This window comes from Pseudomonas sp. PDM03, assembly GCF_014852385.1.
GTDB lineage: Bacteria > Pseudomonadota > Gammaproteobacteria > Pseudomonadales > Pseudomonadaceae > Aquipseudomonas > Aquipseudomonas migulae.
In genome coordinates this window covers 132751-151004 of record NZ_JACVBM010000002.1, presented here as the reverse complement: position 1 = coordinate 151004, position 18254 = coordinate 132751, and the positions used below count along the sequence as shown (strand labels likewise).

At 61.4% G+C, this 18254-nt stretch carries 14 protein-coding genes; 6 read left to right on the top strand and 8 right to left on the bottom strand.

Annotated elements, in window-relative coordinates:
* The first annotated feature begins 302 nt into the window (after positions 1-302).
* The 3 genes from IB254_RS05555 (at position 303) to ilvD (ending at position 5006) form a co-directional block, all read left to right on the top strand.
* Positions 303-1499 (top strand): class I SAM-dependent rRNA methyltransferase, encoded by a 1197-nt coding sequence (locus IB254_RS05555; RefSeq protein ID WP_192416701.1) that lies wholly within the window; start codon positions 303-305, stop codon positions 1497-1499.
* Between the two features lie 207 nt (positions 1500-1706).
* Positions 1707-2906: an MFS transporter gene (locus IB254_RS05550; protein WP_192416700.1), complete on the top strand. Its 1200-nt coding sequence runs from the start codon at positions 1707-1709 to the stop codon at positions 2904-2906.
* A gap of 258 nt (positions 2907-3164) precedes the next feature.
* On the top strand, positions 3165-5006 hold the full coding sequence (gene ilvD, locus IB254_RS05545; protein WP_008040782.1) for a dihydroxy-acid dehydratase: 1842 nt from the start codon (positions 3165-3167) through the stop codon (positions 5004-5006).
* 191 nt (positions 5007-5197) lie between these two features.
* Here ilvD and IB254_RS05540 read toward each other — a convergent pair whose 3' ends face one another.
* Positions 5198-6253 (bottom strand): hypothetical protein, encoded by a 1056-nt coding sequence (locus IB254_RS05540; protein WP_008026105.1) that lies wholly within the window; start codon positions 6251-6253, stop codon positions 5198-5200.
* 240 nt (positions 6254-6493) lie between these two features.
* Between IB254_RS05540 and IB254_RS05535 the strand changes: the two genes are divergently transcribed.
* Positions 6494-7885: an L-cystine transporter gene (locus IB254_RS05535; protein WP_192416699.1), complete on the top strand. Its 1392-nt coding sequence runs from the start codon at positions 6494-6496 to the stop codon at positions 7883-7885.
* Positions 7886-8007: 122 nt separating this feature from the next.
* Here IB254_RS05535 and IB254_RS05530 read toward each other — a convergent pair whose 3' ends face one another.
* Positions 8008-8520 (bottom strand): dihydrofolate reductase, encoded by a 513-nt coding sequence (locus IB254_RS05530; RefSeq protein WP_192416698.1) that lies wholly within the window; start codon positions 8518-8520, stop codon positions 8008-8010.
* 99 nt (positions 8521-8619) lie between these two features.
* Here IB254_RS05530 and IB254_RS05525 point away from each other — a divergent pair, with 99 nt between their 5' ends.
* Together IB254_RS05525 and IB254_RS05520 are read left to right on the top strand one after the other, a co-directional pair.
* Positions 8620-9990: a DUF2868 domain-containing protein gene (locus IB254_RS05525; RefSeq protein WP_192416697.1), complete on the top strand. Its 1371-nt coding sequence runs from the start codon at positions 8620-8622 to the stop codon at positions 9988-9990.
* The gene (locus IB254_RS05520) at positions 9983-11359 is read left to right on the top strand and encodes a GTPase/DUF3482 domain-containing protein (RefSeq protein ID WP_192416696.1); all 1377 of its coding nucleotides are present in this window, start codon (positions 9983-9985) and stop codon (positions 11357-11359) included. The genes IB254_RS05525 and IB254_RS05520 overlap by 8 nt, the downstream gene beginning before the upstream one ends.
* A 122-nt stretch (positions 11360-11481) precedes the next feature.
* Here IB254_RS05520 and IB254_RS05515 read toward each other — a convergent pair whose 3' ends face one another.
* The 6 genes from IB254_RS05515 to IB254_RS05490 all read right to left on the bottom strand — a co-directional run bounded on the left by IB254_RS05515 (position 11482) and on the right by IB254_RS05490 (position 18248).
* The gene (locus IB254_RS05515) at positions 11482-12039 is read right to left on the bottom strand and encodes a phosphonate degradation HD-domain oxygenase (protein WP_192416695.1); all 558 of its coding nucleotides are present in this window, start codon (positions 12037-12039) and stop codon (positions 11482-11484) included.
* On the bottom strand, positions 12039-13172 hold the full coding sequence (locus tag IB254_RS05510; RefSeq protein ID WP_192416694.1) for a TIGR03364 family FAD-dependent oxidoreductase: 1134 nt from the start codon (positions 13170-13172) through the stop codon (positions 12039-12041). The genes IB254_RS05515 and IB254_RS05510 overlap by 1 nt, the downstream gene beginning before the upstream one ends.
* A 123-nt stretch (positions 13173-13295) precedes the next feature.
* On the bottom strand, positions 13296-14321 hold the full coding sequence (locus IB254_RS05505; RefSeq protein WP_192416693.1) for a putative 2-aminoethylphosphonate ABC transporter substrate-binding protein: 1026 nt from the start codon (positions 14319-14321) through the stop codon (positions 13296-13298).
* A gap of 39 nt (positions 14322-14360) precedes the next feature.
* A complete protein-coding gene (locus IB254_RS05500) occupies positions 14361-16085 on the bottom strand; it encodes a putative 2-aminoethylphosphonate ABC transporter permease subunit (protein WP_008040772.1) in 1725 nt (574 codons plus the stop codon).
* Entirely contained in the window at positions 16085-17161 is a 1077-nt protein-coding gene (locus tag IB254_RS05495) for a putative 2-aminoethylphosphonate ABC transporter ATP-binding protein (protein ID WP_008026095.1), read from the bottom strand. The genes IB254_RS05500 and IB254_RS05495 overlap by 1 nt, the downstream gene beginning before the upstream one ends.
* Positions 17162-17384: 223 nt before the next feature.
* Positions 17385-18248: a LysR family transcriptional regulator gene (locus IB254_RS05490; RefSeq protein ID WP_008026094.1), complete on the bottom strand. Its 864-nt coding sequence runs from the start codon at positions 18246-18248 to the stop codon at positions 17385-17387.
* Positions 18249-18254: the final 6 nt, after the last annotated feature.

Below are 18254 nucleotides of genomic sequence, written 5' to 3'. Positions count from 1 at the left end.
GGGACTGTTGGATCTGTTCGGTGGTCAGCTCTTGGGACATAAGTACACACTCTGGGACAGGCGCCGATTCTAACCTTTATAAAGTTGGATCCGACACACCGGCGGGCAACATCGGCCAAAGTTTCATTTCCGTGGAGCATTTGAAATTGCCTTCGCGGGCAAGCCTCGCTCCTACATTTGGAATGCGTCCCCCTGTAGGAGCGAGGCTTGCCCGCGAAGGCGTCATCAGCGTTTCATCGCCCACCCGGCCCGCCGCCACCCTCAACACGCTATACTCCCGCTCTTTTTTCCGGAGCGACGTCATGTCCCTGCCTAGCCTGCGCCTCAAAGCCAACGCCGACCGTCGCCTGCGGAACGGCCACTTGTGGGTCTACAGCAACGAAATCGACGTGGCCGCCACCCCGTTGCACGGCTTCAAGGCCGGCGATCAGGCGATCCTCGAAGCCGCCGGCGGCAAGCTGCTGGGCATCGTCGCCATGAGCCCGAACAACCTGATCTGCGCCCGTCTGCTGTCGCGCGACGTCAAGTTGCCGCTGGACAAATCGCTGCTGGTGCATCGCTTGAACGTCGCCCTGTCCCTGCGTGATCGCCTGTTCGACAAGCCGTTCTATCGCCTGGTCTACGGCGATTCCGACCTGCTGCCAGGCCTGGTGGTCGACCGTTTCGGCGACATCCTCGTGGTGCAGATCGCTTCGGCGACCATGGAAGCGCATAAAGATGACGTGATCGCAGCACTGACCCAAGTGCTCAAGCCAAGCGGCATTCTGTTCAAGAACGACTCCGCGGCCCGCGACGCCGAAGGCCTCAACCGCTACGTTGAAACCGTGTTCGGCCTGGTGCCGGAGTGGGTCGCGCTGGAAGAGAACGGCGTGAAATTCGAAGCCCCGGTCATCCAGGGCCAGAAAACCGGCTGGTTCTATGACCACCGCATGAACCGCGCACGCCTCGCCCCGTACGCCAAAGGCAAACGCGTCCTCGACCTGTACAGCTACATCGGCGGCTGGGGCGTGCAAGCCGCAGCATTCGGCGCCAGTGAAGTGTTCTGCGTCGACGCGTCGGCCTTCGCCCTCGACGGCGTCGAGCGCAACGCCGCTCTCAACGGCGTCGCCGAGAAAATCACCTGCCTCGAAGGCGATGTGTTTGATGCCCTGAAAGAGCTCAAAGCCAGCGAAGAGCGTTTCGACGTGATCGTGGCCGACCCGCCGGCGTTCATCAAACGCAAGAAGGACATGAAAAATGGCGAAGGCGCCTACCGTCGCCTCAACGAGCAAGCCATGCGCCTGCTCACCAAAGACGGCATCCTGGTCAGCGCATCCTGCTCGATGCACCTGCCGGAAGATGACCTGCAGAACATCCTGCTCACCAGCGCCCGCCACCTGGATCGCAACATCCAGATGCTGGAACGTGGCGGTCAGGGTCCGGATCATCCGGTACACCCGGCGATTGCTGAAACCCGCTACATCAAAAGCATCACCTGCCGGTTGCTGCCGAATAGCTAACCGCTCGGAACTACTGTAGGAGCGAGCCCTGCTCGCGATGGTCGTCAACGATAACGCTGGCTGCCTGACACCCCCCGCAGCCTGCTCGTTTTTCGCGAGCAGGCTCGCTCCTACAACGGTCTGAGAACAGTCCCATACCTCCTGCATTGACTTCCCTATTCATCAAGTCGACTCTCGGCTACCCCTCACGGATCGAGAGCGTTGTTGATGAACCCTTCCCCGCATACCGCGAAAAAATCGTCGCTCATCCTGCTATTGATGACGATGACGCTACTGGGTGTTTTCCCGCTGGACGTGGTGCTCCCGTCCTTTCCCGCGCTCTCTGATTACTTCCTGACCTCTGCGTCCGACATTGCCCTTTCGGTCAGCCTGTTTGCCATTGGCCTTGGGCTATCCGTGGTGCTGGTCGGACCGCTGTCGGACTTGTGGGGGCGCAAAACCCTTTTGCTGACTGGCATCGCCATCTCGATCATCGGTGCAACGGGTTGTCTGCTTTCAAGCGAATACGGCTGGTTCCTGGTATTTCGCGTCATTCAGGCCGTGGGTTGCGGGTCCTTTGTGCTGTCACAGGCACTGATTCAGGATCTGTTCGTCGGCAAGGAACAGGAACGGATGAGGATCTGGATGACCACCGGCGGCGGCGTGTTCATTTCCATATCGCCGCTGCTTGGAACCTGGTTGCAGATGCATCTGGACTGGCATGGCAGCTTCTATGTCTTTATCGCGCTGGCGGTCTTCGTCTGGATAAGGGCTGGCGTGCTCCTCAAGGAAACCCCGCGCAGTCGCAATGCCGCGCCCGGTCACTTTTTCAGTGCCTACTGGCGGCTATGCGCGGATTTTCGCTTCATGGGTTACTGGTTGATTTCGGCCCTGGCCTTCGCCTGCCATTTTTCATTCATCGTCATGTCGCCGATCATTTTCATGGAGCGCCTGGCACTCACGCCCTACGAATTCGCCTGGACATTGTTGCTGTATGGCGTGGCTTATGTGTTCGGCGGGATAGTTGCCAGCGCATTGCATCGCCGGCTGCCAGCCAATTCACAGATAGTGATCGGCCTCGGCCTGATCGCATTGTCGGGGCTGGTCATGTTGTGGCTGGCGAATCAATTCGGGCTGACGGCCGCTGCGGTGCTGATCCCCATGCTCATCTGCACGGCCGGCACCACCATTGCCCGGCCTATCGCCAATTCCAAAGCCATGACCCTCTACCCACAGGATGCCGGTACGTCCTCCTCGGTCGGCGGCGTGATGATCTTCATGTGCGGCGGCGTGATCAGCGTGGTGATCAATCTCGCGTCCGAAGACCTCACCACGGCGCTCGCCTTGTGTTTCCTGATCCTTAGCGCCGCGGGCCTGGGTTTGAACGCGCTGATCATGCAGCGCAATCTGGCACTGAACGCGAGTTGATTTGCGCCGGTCGTCATCCGGCGCACGCCACCGGCGCCGGATCAGCGCTTCCCGGCATTCCCTCCAGCCGCCAGCCGTGTAGAATCGCGACATTCATCGCCAGTCATCCCCCGGCGGGTTTATGAGCTCAAGCTGAAGCGCGCGGCGATCCCGCAAAGTTATCGGCAACTTCCGGACACACGGCCATTTCTGAGTGTTCCAGACGTCAATAGAAGCTCACTTCCCTTTTGATACCTGATTAGCCGCCCGGAGTGCTTCATGCCTGATTACCGCTCGAAAACATCCACCCACGGTCGCAACATGGCCGGTGCCCGCGCATTGTGGCGCGCCACGGGGATGAAAGATGACGACTTCAAAAAGCCGATCATCGCCATTGCCAACTCGTTCACCCAGTTCGTACCGGGCCACGTCCACCTCAAGGACCTGGGCCAACTGGTCGCCCGCGAAATCGAACGCGCCGGCGGTGTAGCGAAAGAATTCAACACCATCGCCGTGGATGACGGCATCGCCATGGGCCACGACGGCATGCTGTATTCGCTGCCGAGCCGCGAGATCATCGCCGACTCCGTCGAGTACATGGTCAACGCCCACTGCGCCGACGCCATCGTCTGCATCTCCAACTGCGACAAGATCACCCCAGGCATGTTGATGGCCGCCCTGCGCCTGAACATCCCGGTGATCTTCGTCTCCGGCGGCCCGATGGAAGCCGGCAAGACCAAACTGGCCAGCCACGGTCTCGACCTCGTCGACGCCATGGTGATCGCCGCCGACTCCAGCGCTTCTGACGAGAAGGTTGCCGAGTACGAGCGTAGCGCCTGCCCGACTTGCGGTTCGTGCTCCGGCATGTTCACCGCCAACTCGATGAACTGCCTGGTTGAAGCGTTGGGCCTGGCCTTGCCGGGCAACGGTTCGACCCTCGCCACCCACAGCGACCGCGAGCAGCTGTTCCTGCAGGCCGGGCGCACCATCGTCGAGCTGTGCAAGCGTTACTACGGCGAGAACGACGAGTCGGTATTGCCGCGCAACATCGCCAACTTCAAGGCGTTCGAAAACGCCATGACCCTGGACATCGCCATGGGCGGTTCCACTAACACCATCCTGCACTTGCTGGCCGCCGCCCAGGAAGCCGAGATCGATTTCGACCTGCGCGACATCGACCGTCTTTCCCGTCACGTACCGCAACTGTGCAAGGTCGCACCGAACATCCAGAAGTACCACATGGAAGACGTACACCGCGCCGGCGGGATCTTCAGCATCCTCGGTTCGCTGGCCCGTGGCGGCCTGCTGCACACCGACCTGCCGACCGTGCACAGCAAGACCCTGGCCGAAGGCATCGCCAAGTGGGACATCACCCAGACCGACGACGAAGCCGTGCATCACTTCTTCAAGGCCGGCCCGGCAGGCATCCCGACGCAAACCGCATTCAGCCAGTCGACCCGTTGGGAAACCCTGGACGACGACCGTGAAAACGGCTGCATCCGCAGTGTCGAACACGCCTACTCGAAAGAAGGCGGCCTGGCCGTTCTCTACGGCAACATCGCGCTGGACGGCTGCGTAGTGAAAACCGCTGGCGTCGACGAGTCGATCCACGTGTTCGAAGGCAACGCTAAAATCTTCGAAAGCCAGGACAGCGCCGTACGCGGCATCCTCGCGGACGAAGTGAAGGCCGGCGACATCGTGATCATCCGTTACGAAGGCCCGAAAGGCGGCCCGGGCATGCAGGAAATGCTGTACCCGACGTCGTACCTGAAATCCAAAGGCCTGGGCAAAGCCTGCGCCCTGCTCACCGACGGCCGTTTCTCCGGCGGCACTTCGGGCCTGTCCATCGGCCACGCTTCGCCGGAAGCCGCTGCCGGTGGCGCGATTGGTCTGGTGCAGGACGGCGACAAAGTGCTGATCGACATTCCGAACCGCTCGATCAACCTGTTGGTCAGCGATGAAGAACTGGCCGGCCGCCGTGCCGAGCAGGATCAGAAAGGCTGGAAGCCGGTGGAGAAACGTCCACGTAAAGTGACCACCGCACTGAAAGCCTACGCCCTGCTGGCGACCAGCGCCGACAAGGGTGCTGTGCGTAACAAGGCGATGCTTGACGGGCTGTAAGCGTCAGTCGCAGAAATAAAAATGCCCCGCCAAGTGCGGGGCATTTTTTTGCCGGTCGTTTGATCTGCGTTATACGCAAACCCCTGTAGGAGCCGGCTTGCTGGCGATAGCGGTGTGTCAGCCGGCAAATTCTTCGTCTGAAAGTCCGCTATCGTCAGCAAGCCGGCTCCTACAGTTGATCGGTGTTGCGGTTACTGAATTTCTGCCGGTGTCACGATCACCCAGTTCTTATCCGCCGTCACCGGCAGCCCTTCCTTGGCCTGGGCCGCAGCGTGTTTGGCCATCATGCCGTTAATCTGGGTCATGTATTTGTCCTTGCGGTTGACCCACAAGTGGATGCCGCCCTTGGCCACGTCAACATCGTGGAACAGCATGTAACCGTCGCTGCTCGGGGTGTCGCCGCCGACCAGTACCGGTTTTTTCCATTCATCGATGTAGGTCAGGATCGCCGCGTGTTTACCGGCCATCCAGGTCGCCGGGGTCCACAGGTACGGGGTCAGTTCCAGGCCCAGGTTGGCCTTCTCGTCATATTTGCCAGCGGTGATCTGCTTGCGGGCCGTGGTCAACTCGCCGGACTTTTGATCCTTGAGCAGCAGGCTCACGCCGATCACGTTTTGCGGTTTGACGTTGTAGCCGTACTTCGGATCGGAGGCGACCATACGCACCAGCTCTTCAGATGCGGCGGTCATCACGTAGACCTCGATGCCGTTCTCCATCAGCTTGTTGTACAGCTCGGTTTGACCGGTGAAGACTTTCGGCGGGTTGACGTCGAGCTTCTTGACCACGTCGCCTTCGTAATAAGTAGCCGGCACCGGTTTGCCGGACGCCATCAACTCGTCGACATAACCTTTGAGCTCTTGCAGGGTGAAACCGGAGAACACCTGGGCGACCCATGGGTAGCAAACCATGTCGTCGAGTTCGCAGAGGCGGTAGTAATAGCTGAACAGGCTTTCCTTATGGTCGGCGGTGTCCTTGAACGGAATCAGTTTCAGGGAGGGATCGAGTTTCTCGCGGGTGATCAGGCCCTTGTTTTCCATGAACGGCAGCAGCGATTCTTCGAGGTCGTAGCGGTAACTGGTGTTGTCCATGTCGAACACCGCGTAGTTACCTTTGTTGGCGTTGGCCGCGATCATCGCATCCAGCGCCTTGGCCTGATCGGCTGGCCAGTGCTTCAAATCCGTAGCGAAGGCCTGGCCGGCGAGGCCAATGCACAGTGCAGCGAGCAGAAATTTCGGTGCGAACTTCATCGATAGATCTCCCTGATTTAAAGACATCGACGCTAACAAATAAGTGTGACAGTCCCCGTCTGTCAGCGACGGCCAACGCACCTATCGCGCCAGCTGCATTCCTGTAAGCGACACCGGCTTATTCCAAAAACGACAGTTATCAGACTTTTTTGATATTAATTCATTGGAAATCAAGCTGTTAGGCTTGCCGGTTCGCAGCTGCCCCGGAAGGCAGTTGGCACATGTCTAATGGGAGTTCCAATGAATCTGCCGCTGATTCTCAATCTGCTGGTGTTCCTCGCCCTGCTCTTCGGCCTGGCGCAAACCCGCCACACCACATTTAGCCTGGCGAAAAAAGTCCTGCTCGCCCTGGTGTTGGGCGTGGTGTTCGGTGTCGCCTTGCACACCGTTTACGGTGCCGGCAACCCGGTACTGAAAGCCTCGATCGGCTGGTTCGATCTGGTGGGCAACGGTTACGTGCAGTTGCTGCAAATGATCGTGATCCCGCTGGTGTTCGCCTCGATCCTCAGCGCCGTGGCCCGTCTGCACAACGCTTCGTCGCTGGGCAAAATCAGTTTCCTGACCATCGGAACGCTGCTGTTCACCACGGCTATCGCGGCGCTGATCGGTATCGGTTTGACTAACCTGTTCGGCTTGACCGCCGAAGGCCTGGTGGCCGGCACTCAGGAAATGGCCCGTCTGCAAACCATTCAGACCGACTACGCAGGTAAGGTCGCCGACTTGAATGTGCCGCAGTTGCTGCTGTCGTTCATCCCGCAGAACCCGTTCGCCGACCTCGCTCGTGCGAAGCCAACGTCGATCATCAGCGTGGTGATTTTCGCCGCATTCCTCGGGGTCGCCGCGCTGCAACTGCTGAAGGATGACGTCGAAAAAGGTCAGAAAGTGATCAACGCCATCGACACCCTGCAAGCCTGGGTGATGCGTCTGGTGCGTCTGGTGATGAAGCTGACTCCGTATGGCGTACTGGCACTGATGACCAAAGTGGTCGCCGGTTCCAACCTGCAAGACATCATCAAGCTCGGCAGTTTTGTCGTGGTGTCCTACATTGGCCTGGGCCTGATGTTTGTAGTCCATGGCGTGCTGGTGTCGGTAGCCGGGATCAACCCGCTGCGGTTCTTCCGCAAGATCTGGCCGGTGCTGACGTTTGCTTTCACCAGCCGCTCCAGTGCGGCGACGATTCCGCTGAGCATCGAAGCGCAGACCAGCCGTCTGGGCATTCCGCAATCCATCGCCAGTTTCGCCGCTTCGTTCGGCGCGACCATTGGCCAGAACGGCTGCGCGGGTTTGTATCCGGCGATGTTGGCAGTGATGGTTGCGCCGACCGTGGGCATCAACCCGCTCGACCCGCTGTGGATCGCGACGCTGGTGGCGATTGTGACCTTGAGTTCGGCCGGTGTGGCCGGCGTGGGCGGTGGTGCGACGTTCGCGGCGCTGATCGTGCTGCCGGCGATGGGTTTGCCGGTGTCACTGGTGGCGTTGCTGATTTCGGTAGAGCCGCTGATTGATATGGGGCGTACGGCGTTGAACGTGAGTGGTTCGATCACGGCCGGGGCGATTACCAGCCAGATCATGCAGCAGACCGATAAAGATTTGCTGGATGCGGATGAGCATGCGGAGTTGGCTCACGCTTAAGTTCTTTAGCGCCTGATCTGGCCTCATCGCCAGCAGGCTGGCTCCCACAGGGATTTTGGGTGTTCACACAATCTGTGTTTCACCTCAAACCCACTGTGGGAGCCAGCCTGCTGGCGATGCTTTTAGACTTTTTCCCAGACTTCGAAGCTGTACGCAGGTTTGTCACCTTCCGCCGGATTCGGCACATTCGACACCAGCTTCCACTGCTTCAAATCAAACTCCGGAAACCACGCATCCCCTTCCGGGCTCAGTGCCACGCGCGTCAGATACAACCGATCAGCCTGCGCCAACCCCTGCGCATACAACTGCGCCCCACCAATCAGCATCAACTCATCGACGCCCTGCTCTTTCGCCCATTCTTCCGCGCGAACCACGGCAGCCTCCAGCGACGGATAAACCTCCGCGCCTTCGAGCACCAGATCCGCCTGGCGGCTGACCACGATGTTCAATCGGCCCGGCAGCGGGCGGCCGAGGGAATCCCAGGTCTTGCGACCCATGATGATCGGCTTGCCCAAGGTGGTGGCCTTGAAGTATTTGAAGTCCCCCGGCAAGTGCCAGGGCATGCTGTTGTCGACGCCGATCACACGGTTTTCACCGAGGGCTGCGATCAGGCTGAGGGGGAGTGATTTAGTCATGCCGGCGAGGATACCAGAGGCTCGGCTTCTCGCAACGTAGCCCCCCGACAAGCGCCACAGCGGTTATGCTCACAACTCAATTGAGCGACGGGATGCCGCGTGACTGAACTGAATACCCTCTGGTTGACGGAAACCATTCGCCTGCGCGAAGAACACGCCGGCCCTCTGGATGATCTGGAAGCCAACCGACTGGCTCGCACGGCGGGCGGCGATCTGCCGACACGGATTTCGCGCCGCGCCTTATGGCTGGCCCAGCGCGACGGACTGACCGACGCCCTCAGGCATTGGCTGCAAGGTGCACGACTGGCGCTGTTGGTGTTGGCCGTGCTGGCCGTGGTCAGCGGCGCCGGTCTGGCGTTTGCCGCGCTGGGCGACGGACAAACGCCGGTCAATGTGTTCTGGGCCTTGGGCAGCTTGCTCGGGCTGAACCTGATTCTGCTGCTGAGCTGGGCGCTGGGACTGGTGTTTGCCGGTGAGCACGGCGCGACGCTGGGACGCTTGTGGTTGTGGCTCAGCGAAAAACTCGCCCGCGACGCCAAAGCCGCGCAACTGGCGCCCGCCCTGCTGTTGCTGCTGCAACGACAGAAGCTCAATCGCTGGGCGCTCGGCGTGCTGGTCAATGGCTTGTGGTTGCTGGCGATGCTCAGCGCGTTGGTGATTGTGCTGATGCTGATGGCGACCCGGCGCTACGGCTTCGTCTGGGAAACCACCCTCCTTGGCGGCGACACGTTCGTCGTCATGACCCAGGCTCTGGGCGCCCTGCCGGCTCTGTTGGGTTTCAGCGTGCCCACCGTGGAAATGATCCGCGCCAGTGGCGATGCCGCACTGAACATTGAAAGCGCTCGTCAGGCCTGGGCCGCGTGGCTGGTGGGCGTGTTGTTGGTCTACGGGGTTTTACCGAGGTTGTTGTTGGCGCTGTTGTGCCTGTGGCGCTGGAAAAGGGGTCGCGCCATGTTGCGTCTGGACCTGAACCTGCCCGGCTACGCGCAACTGCGCGAACGCCTGATGCCCACCAGCGAACGCCTGGGCATCAGCGATGCGGCCCCCGCGCAACTTCATCACGTGGAAAGCGGCGTCAGCGAACTGCAAAGCGACGGCGCGTTACTGGTGGCCATCGAGCTGGACGATCAACGGCCATGGCCGCCACCGCTGCCGAAAACCGTGAACGACGCGGGCATCCTCGACAGTCGCGAATCGCGCCACAAACTCTTGGAACAACTCAGCCGTTTCCCCCCGGCCCGCCTGGCCATCGCCTGCGATCCACGGCGTTCGCCGGACCGCGGCAGCCTCGCGCTGATCGCCGAACTGGCCCGCAACGCCAGCGCCACCCGCGTCTGGTTGCTGCAAGCGCCGCCCGGCGAAGCGCTGGATGCCGAGCGCCTCGGCGACTGGCACGTGGCGCTGCAACAGTTGGAGCTGCCCTTCGCCGATTGCGCGCCGCTGAACTGGCTGGAGACCGGTCATGACTAATCCGTGGAAAGCGCCGTTGAAGCTTGCCGTGGTCGGCCACACCAACGTCGGCAAAACCTCATTGCTGCGCACGCTGACCCGTGATGTCGGTTTCGGCGAAGTCTCCCATCGCCCCAGCACCACGCGGCACGTCGAAGGCGCGCGGTTATCGGTGGACGGCGAGCCCTTGCTCGACCTGTTCGACACGCCGGGCCTGGAAGACGCCATCGCCCTGCTCGACTACCTCGAACGCCTGGAGCGTCCCGGCGAACGCCTCGACGGTCCGGCGCGACTGGCGCGCTTTCTTGAAGGCAGTGAAGCGCGGCAGCGGTTCGAACAGGAAGCCAAGGTGCTGCGGCAACTGCTCACCTGCGACGCCGGCCTCTATGTGATCGACGCCCGCGAACCAGTGCTTTCCAAGTACCGCGACGAACTGGAAGTGCTGGCCAGCTGCGGCAAACCGCTGCTGCCGGTGCTGAATTTCGTCAGCAGCGCCAACCACCGCGAACCGGATTGGCGTGAAGCGTTGGCGCGTCTGGGCTTGCATGCCCTGGTGCGTTTCGACAGCGTGGCGCCGCCGGAAGATGGCGAGCGGCGCCTGTATGAAAGCCTCGCGCTGCTGCTGGAAAATTCTCGCGAGCAACTGGAACGTTTGATCGCCGATCAACAGGCCCAGCGCCTGGCCCGGCAACAAAGCGCGGCGCGGTTAATTGCCGAATTGTTGATCGATTGTGCGGCGTGTCGGCGCAGCGTGGCCAGCGATGCCGAGCAGGAACAACAGGCGATCAGCGAACTGCGCAAAGCCGTTCGCCAACGGGAACAGCGTTGTGTCGAAGCGCTGCTCAAGCTCTACGCCTTCCGCCTGCAAGACGCGGCGGCCAGTGATCTGCCGTTGCTCGACGGCCGCTGGGGCGATGATCTGTTCAACCCGGAAACCCTCAAGCAACTGGGCGTGCGCGTCGGCGGCGGCATCGCGGCGGGTGCGGCCGCCGGAGCCGGGGTGGATTTGCTGGTCGGCGGCTTGACCCTCGGCGCAGCGGCGCTGGCCGGCGCGATTGCCGGTGGCGCCCTGCAAACCGCGCGCAGTTACGGCAGCCGGTTGCTGGGCAAGATCAAAGGTCAGCGTGAATTGACGGTCGATGACAGCGTGTTGCGGTTGTTGGCATTGCGGCAGCGACAGTTGCTTCAGGCACTGAATGCGCGTGGGCATGCGGCGATGGACAGCATCCAGGTCGCCACGCCACAGGACAAGAGCTGGCGCGAAGGCAAACTGCCCGAAGCCTTGAACAAGGCTCGGGCACATCCGCAATGGTCGTCGCTGAATCCGCACGCGAAGTTGAATCAGGCGGAACGGCAGGAGCAGATCGAGGTGTTGGCGCAGCAGCTTTAGCTCAGCGGTGTCAGACCCGGCCCCATCGCGAGCAGGCTCACTCCCACATTGGATCTGTGGCCGACACAAATCCCCTGTGGGAGCGAGCCTGCTCGCGATGGGCGCAACTCGGTTCCAGGTGCCTACGCCGCCAACAACCGCAACGCCTTCTCCTTCAAAACGTCGAGATCAATCACCGGCACCCACATCTCCTTGGCCAGTTCATCCCAGTGCCGCATGCGCAAACTGACTGAGCACAACGGATCCTTCTCGAAAGCTTCGGCCTCTTCGGCAGTCATCACACCCCCTTGAAACTCCAGGGTCCGACGGCTGGCCTCACTCAGTCGCTCGTAGTACCCAGGCGTTTTGAGTGTCAGATAACGCTTGGCCTGAACGTGATATTCCACCAGCCGCGCCATGCGTTCGCTGAAACCTGCGCGCCGCAAATAATCGGCGCCCAGCCGCTCATGACTGACCACGCCGAAACCGCCCATGTTCGGCGCGCTGTCGACGCAGATGTGCCCGATGTCGTGGAAGAACGCCGCCAGCACCACTTCATCATCAAAGCCTTCCGCCATGGCCAGTTGTGCAGCCTGGGACATGTGCTCGATCTGCGACACCGGTTCGCCGATGTAATCGCTGTCGCCGAAGCGCTCATACAACCCAAACACCTCGTCGATCACTTGCGCCTTGCGGTCCATCAACGCTCTCCCAATAACGTCGCGACATTACGTTCTGCCATCGCCGGCCCGACACTCATGCCGACGCCGGTGTGCATCAGTGCCACGCTCACGCCCGGCATCGGCCGCAGGAACGAAAACGGCCCTGGCCCTCGGGAACCATAGACACCCTGCCAGCGCTCGACCACTTGCACCTTGCATCCCAGCGTCTGCTCGGCCAGTTCGATCATCCAGTCATCCACCTGCTCGGCATTGAACGGTGACGGATCACTGCCGTAGTGGTGGGAATCGCCGATGATCAGCTCGCCGTGAGGTGTCGGGCTGATCAGCAGGTGAATGCCGTTTTCATGCAAGTGCGGTTGCTCGCGCAGGATTTGCGCCTGCACTGCCGCTGCTTCCGGCAGATCGGCGAAGGCGCCGTAATGCACGCAACTCAAACCGGTGAGCAGTGCATGTTGCAGATTAAGGTTGATCTGCGGGCGGGCGCGGAGCATTTGCAGGCGGCAGATTTGCGGGTTGAGCGCGGCAATCGGCTCGGCCAGCAAGGTCTGATAATCGTGACCGGAGCAGACGATGATGTGCTCGGCGCTGAAGGTGCCGGCGGTGCTGTGCAGGCGGCCCGGTTCGATGTCGCGCACGAGGGTGGAGAAGTGAAACTCGACGTTCATTTCACGGCGCAGGTAATCGATCAACGCCGGGATCGCTTCGCGGGAATACAGTTGCTGATCGTCCATCCCGTGCAGCGCAGCGCGGTGATGGCGGAACTGGCCGCCGTACAGATCGCGCAATGCGGCACCGCGCAGCAGCTCGACGCGGTAACCGTGTTCCACGGCGCGGCCGGCGCAAAATACTTCCAGCAGGTGTTCTTCGGCTTCGGTGCGGGCAAACAAATACGAGCCGTTGCGCTTGAGTTGCAGGCCGGCCAGTTGCGCCCATTGGCCCCAGATTTCGCGGCTGGCTTTGGCCAGTTCGAGCATCGGGCCTGGCGGCTGGCCGGTGACGAGGGCCTGGCCAAAGTTGCGCACCGAGGCGCCCAAGGGCGTTTCGCTGCGTTCGAAAACCGTGACTTTGAGGCCGCGCCTGGCGGCGGCGTAGGCGTGGGACAGACCGAGGATGCCGGCGCCTACGATCAGCAGGTCGTTGTGTTGTGTCATCAAGAGATGTCCTGAATTTGAAGCCGCCATCGCCGGCAAGCCAGCTCCTACAAGTTTTGTGAACGCCACGAACCCTGTAGGAGCTGGCTTGCCAGCGATGAGGCCCTTCGGCCAACGAGTTACTTACTTGGCAGCCACTTTTTCGGACTTGCCGTCATAGCGCTTGCGCCACTCGGTCAGGATTTCGTCGCGATTCTTCGACGCCCAGGCGAAGTCGTTCTTGATCAGGCGCTGCTCGTAATCCGCTGGCAATTCGGTCTGCGGCTTGGCGATACCCGGCTGAGCGAGGACGGCGAAGTTCTCTTTGTACAGCTCCATCGCTGCAGGGCTGGCCGAGAAGTCTGCCAGTTTCTTCGCCGCGTCTTCATGCGGTGTGCCCTTGATCACCGCCGTCGCTTCGATCTCCCAACCCAGGCCTTCTTTCGGCAGGATGATGTCCAGCGGTGCACCCTGGCGCTTCAACTGAACAGCCGGGTATTCAAAGGAAATACCAATCGGGAACTCACCCGCCGCGGCCAGTTTGCAAGGCTTGGAACCGGAGTGAACGTATTGGCCGATGTTCTGGTGCAGGTCGTCCATGTACTGCCAGCCCTGCTTCTCGCCGAAGGTTTGCAGCCAGGCGCTGACATCGAGGAAACCGGTGCCGGACGAGGCCGGGTTCGGCATCACGATCTTGCCTTTGTACTCAGGCTTGGTCAGGTCCTGCCAGCTCACGGGCTTGGTCAAACCCTGCTTCTCGGCTTCGACGGTGTTGAAGCAAATGGTCGCGGCCCACACGTCCATGCCAACCCAGGCTGGCGGGTTGGCGGCGTCGCGGTAGTTCCCGCCGATTTTGCCGAGGTCCTTCGGCGAGTAGCTTTGCAGCATGCCTTGCTGATCGAGAATCGCCAGGCTCGACGCGGCCAGGCCCCAGACGGCATCAGCCTGCGGGCGGGCTTTTTCGGCCAGCAGTTTGGCGGTGATGATGCCGGTGGAATCGCGCACCCACTTGATCTCGACGTCCGGGTTGGCCTTTTCGAAGGCTTCTTTGTAGGTCTTCAGTTGTTCGGCTTCGAGGGCGGTGTACACCGTCAACTCGGTTTTCGCCGCGAAGGCGTTCAGGCTGAAAGCGGTGAGGACAGCAGCGGCCAGGGCCAGGGGCTTGAACATGATCTTTTCCTGTTTTGAGTTGAGGTTGCGGGAGTGGAATCAGTGACCGGGCGCGGTCTGCCGCCAGGCTTGGGAGCGGCGCAGCAAACCGCGCGAGGCCCAGGCCAGCAGCAGGGACACGCCCGCCGAGGTGAACAGAATCAGGGTCGACATCGCCGCCGCGCCGCCGACGTTGCCGGCGTCGTCCATGTTCAGCACCGCCACCGCCGCGAGGATGGTGTCGGGGCTGTAGAGGAAGATCGCCGCCGAAACGGTGGTCATGGCCGAGACGAACAAGTAGCGCACGATATCCAGCAGCGCCGGCAGGCAGATCGGCACGGTGACCCGCAGGTAATGCCGGTACAGCGGCGCCTTGAGCGACAGCGCGGCGGCTTCGAACTCGGCGTCGAGTTGGCGCAGCGCCGTGGTCGCGGTCATTTGCGCGGTGGTTAGATAGTGAGCAATGGTGCAGACCACCAGCAGGGTCATGGTCCCGTAGAGCACATGCAGCGGGTTGTCGCTGAGGTTGAAGAAGAAGACATAACCCAGGCCCAGCACCAGACCCGGCACCGCCATCGGTACGAAACTGAGCATGCGCAATGTCAGATTCAGTCCGCGCTGGCCCTTGGTTTTTTCCATCAGGTAGGCGCCGGTGAAGATCAGCACGCTGCCGATCAACGCCGTGCACAGGGCCATCTTCACGCTGTTGCCGTAGGCCAGCCAACCACCGCCCGCCGTATCGTTGAACTGGTAATGGTTGAGCGACAGCGACAGGTTGTACGGCCAGAACTTCACCAGCGACGAGAACACCGCCATGCCGAACACCAGCAGCAACACCGCGCAGATCAGCAGCACGATGGCCAGGTAGCAGCCGTCGCGCAGTTTCGATGGTGCCGGTTGGAAGACCTGCGCCCGACCGCTCATGGAATCGCCGTGACGCCGACGCAACCACGCATCGACCCCGAAGCTGAACAGCGCCGGCAGCAGCAGGACCATGCCGATCAATGCACCGCGACCGAATTGTTGCTGACCAACCACCGCTTTGTAGGCTTCCAGCGCCAGCACCTGATAGTCGCCACCGACCACCACGGGCACGCCGAAGTCAGTGATGGTCAGAGTGAAAACAAGACAGAACGCGGCGAACACCGCCTGACGCGTCGCCGGCCAGGTGATGCTGCGGAAGGCTTTCGCCGGACTGGCGCCCATGCTGGAGGCGGCATCGAACAGTCGCGCATCCGCCAGGGACAGCGCCGACAGCAGAATCATCAAGGCGTGTGGGAAGGTGTAGATAACCTCGCCCAGAACAATGCCCCAGAAGCCGTAGATATTGTCCGAGAGCAAACCGCGCAACATGCCTTGGTTACCGAACAGATAAACCAGCGCAATGCCCGGCAGCATCGACGGAGCCATCAATGGCAACAGCGACATGCCGCGCCAGATAGCTTTGCCCGGAATCAGGGTGCGTTGCAGAGCGTAGGCAAAGAGGTAGGCCAGCGGTACGACAATCGCCGCGACGCTGAGGGACACTTTCAGGCTATTGCCAAGCAACCAGTGGAAATTCGCACTGGTGACCAGTTCACGCGCAGCCACCAGACCACCGCCCTGCCCGGCCTCCGAACTGAAGCCACGCCAGAAAATCGCCAGCAACGGCATCAACACCGCGACGCCGAGCAACACCAGCAAAAGAACTTTGCCGCCGACCACGAACACCCGGTCGCCGATCTCGGCACGGGAGGTCTGCCGAACCTGCTTGTGCGGTATCGGCAGCGCGATGTTCGCGCTCATCAGGCAAACACCTGCAGGCTGCGCGGCGGCAAGGCGACCATGATCTGCTGCGCGCCGAGGCGCGGCATGGCTTCCGGCGCCAGTTCTGCCAGCAGTGCGTGACCCGGCAGTTGATCGAGTTCGAAGCTCATGCGGCAGCGGTTGCCGAGAAAGGTGATTTCACGAACCTTGGCCGGGAACAGGTTTTCTTCATGCACCAGCGGGTTGACGTTGATCGCCTCGGGCCGGCAGAACAAACGACCCGACGCGGTTTTTGCACTGCCATCCGCCAGGCGCATGTTCATCCCGCCGACCTGCGCATGACTGTCGCTGCTGCGCTGGAAGGGCAACCAGTTGCCCTGGCCGACAAACTCCGCCACGAACGGCGTGGCCGGGCGGTCGTAGATTTCCTGCGGCGTGGCGTACTGCTCGACCTTGCCGTTGTTCATCACGGCGATGCGGTCGGCCATCAGCATGGCCTCGTCCTGATTGTGGGTGACCATCAGCGTGGTGATGCCGAGGCTGCGCTGCAGTTGGCGCAGCTCGGTGCACAGGTGCTCGCGGACCCGGGCATCGAGGGCGGACATCGGCTCGTCCAGCAACAACAACGAAGGCGCCGGCGCCAGGGCGCGGGCCAGTGCGACACGTTGCTGCTGACCACCGGACAATTGGCCGGGGTACTTTTTCTCACTGCCGGTCAGGCCGACCAGTTCCAACATCTGACCGACGCGCTTGCGCACTTCATCGCGACCGCTGCCGGCGAGGCCGTAGGCAATGTTCGCTTCGACGGTGAGATTGGGGAACAGCGCGTAGGACTGGAACAGAATGCCGTAGTCCCGCGCCTGAGGTGCCAGGTGCGAAACGTCGCGATCACCGAGGTACAACTCGCCGCTGTCCTGTTTCTCCAGACCGGCGATGCAACGCAGCAAGGTGGTCTTGCCACAACCCGACGGCCCCAGCAGACACACCAGTTCACCGGCCGCCACGTCGAGGGAAACGTTATCCAGCGCAGTGAAGGCGCCGAAGCGTTTCTGCACGCCGCGCACCTTCATCGGGGCGCCGGGGTTGGTCAGGGCAGTTGCGATCGAGTGGTTCATGGACGGGCCTCATCAAGCAGATGAAGGCCATCCTAGGGATGTAATGCGTCCGTCATGTGGCAGTGAGGCCAAAACGGCTGATAGTGGTATTCAGATATTTGGGTTGAGGTTTTGTGGTGCCTGATCTGCCGTCATCGCGAGCAGGCTCACTCCTACAGGGGGAATGCGGTCAACTGTAGGAGCGAGCCTGCTCGCGATGAGGCCAGTTCAGGCAATGAAGAACTCAGGCCGGGGCCATTTCCTGCGCCAACCCCAGAAACGCCGCCGGCAACCGCGCACCTTTGCGTTCCTTGAGGCAATACAAATACTCCGGAATCTGCGGCGCATTCTCGATGGTCAGCACGCGCAGTTGCGGGTCGTGCGGCACTTCCTGCCGGGCAATGATGCTGATCCCGATGTTGCGCAGCACCGCTTCGCGGATCGATTCACGGCTGCCGATCTCCAGCAACGGCCCGAAACTCACCCCGGCGCTGGCCAGCAATTCTTCGGTCAGGCGCCGAGTGGTCGAGCCTGACTCACGCATCAACAACGTATGCCCGGCCAACGCGCTGAGCGGCACATGATCGTGCACCGCCAACGGATGATTGCGATGCACCGCCAACACCAGCGGATCGCTGCCGAGCACCCGCCGAATCAGTCGCGCATCGTCGAGCAGTTGCGAGGACGCGGCGACATCCACCCGGTAATCCTCCAGCGCCTCCAGTACCTGCTGCGAGTTGCCGATTTCCACCGACACTTCCACCTGCGGCAAGCGCTCGCGAAAGGTCTTCACCAGATCGAGGATGTAATACGGTGCCGTGGCGGCGATGCGCAAAGTGCCCTGGACTTGGCCGCTGTTACGCAGGAAAAACTCGATGTCGGCTTCCTGCTGCAACAGCGTCTTGACCATCGGCAGCAGCCGCGCACCTTCATCACTGACGCTGAGGCGGCGACCGCCACGGTAGAACAGTTCAACCGAGTACTGGCTTTCCAGGTTGCGGATTTGCGTGGTCACGGTGGGCTGGCTCAGGCCGAGCTTTTTCGCCGCCAGGGTAATGCTGCCCAGGCGGGCCACCATGTAAAACGCCTTCAGCTCGGCACTCAGCACACCCGC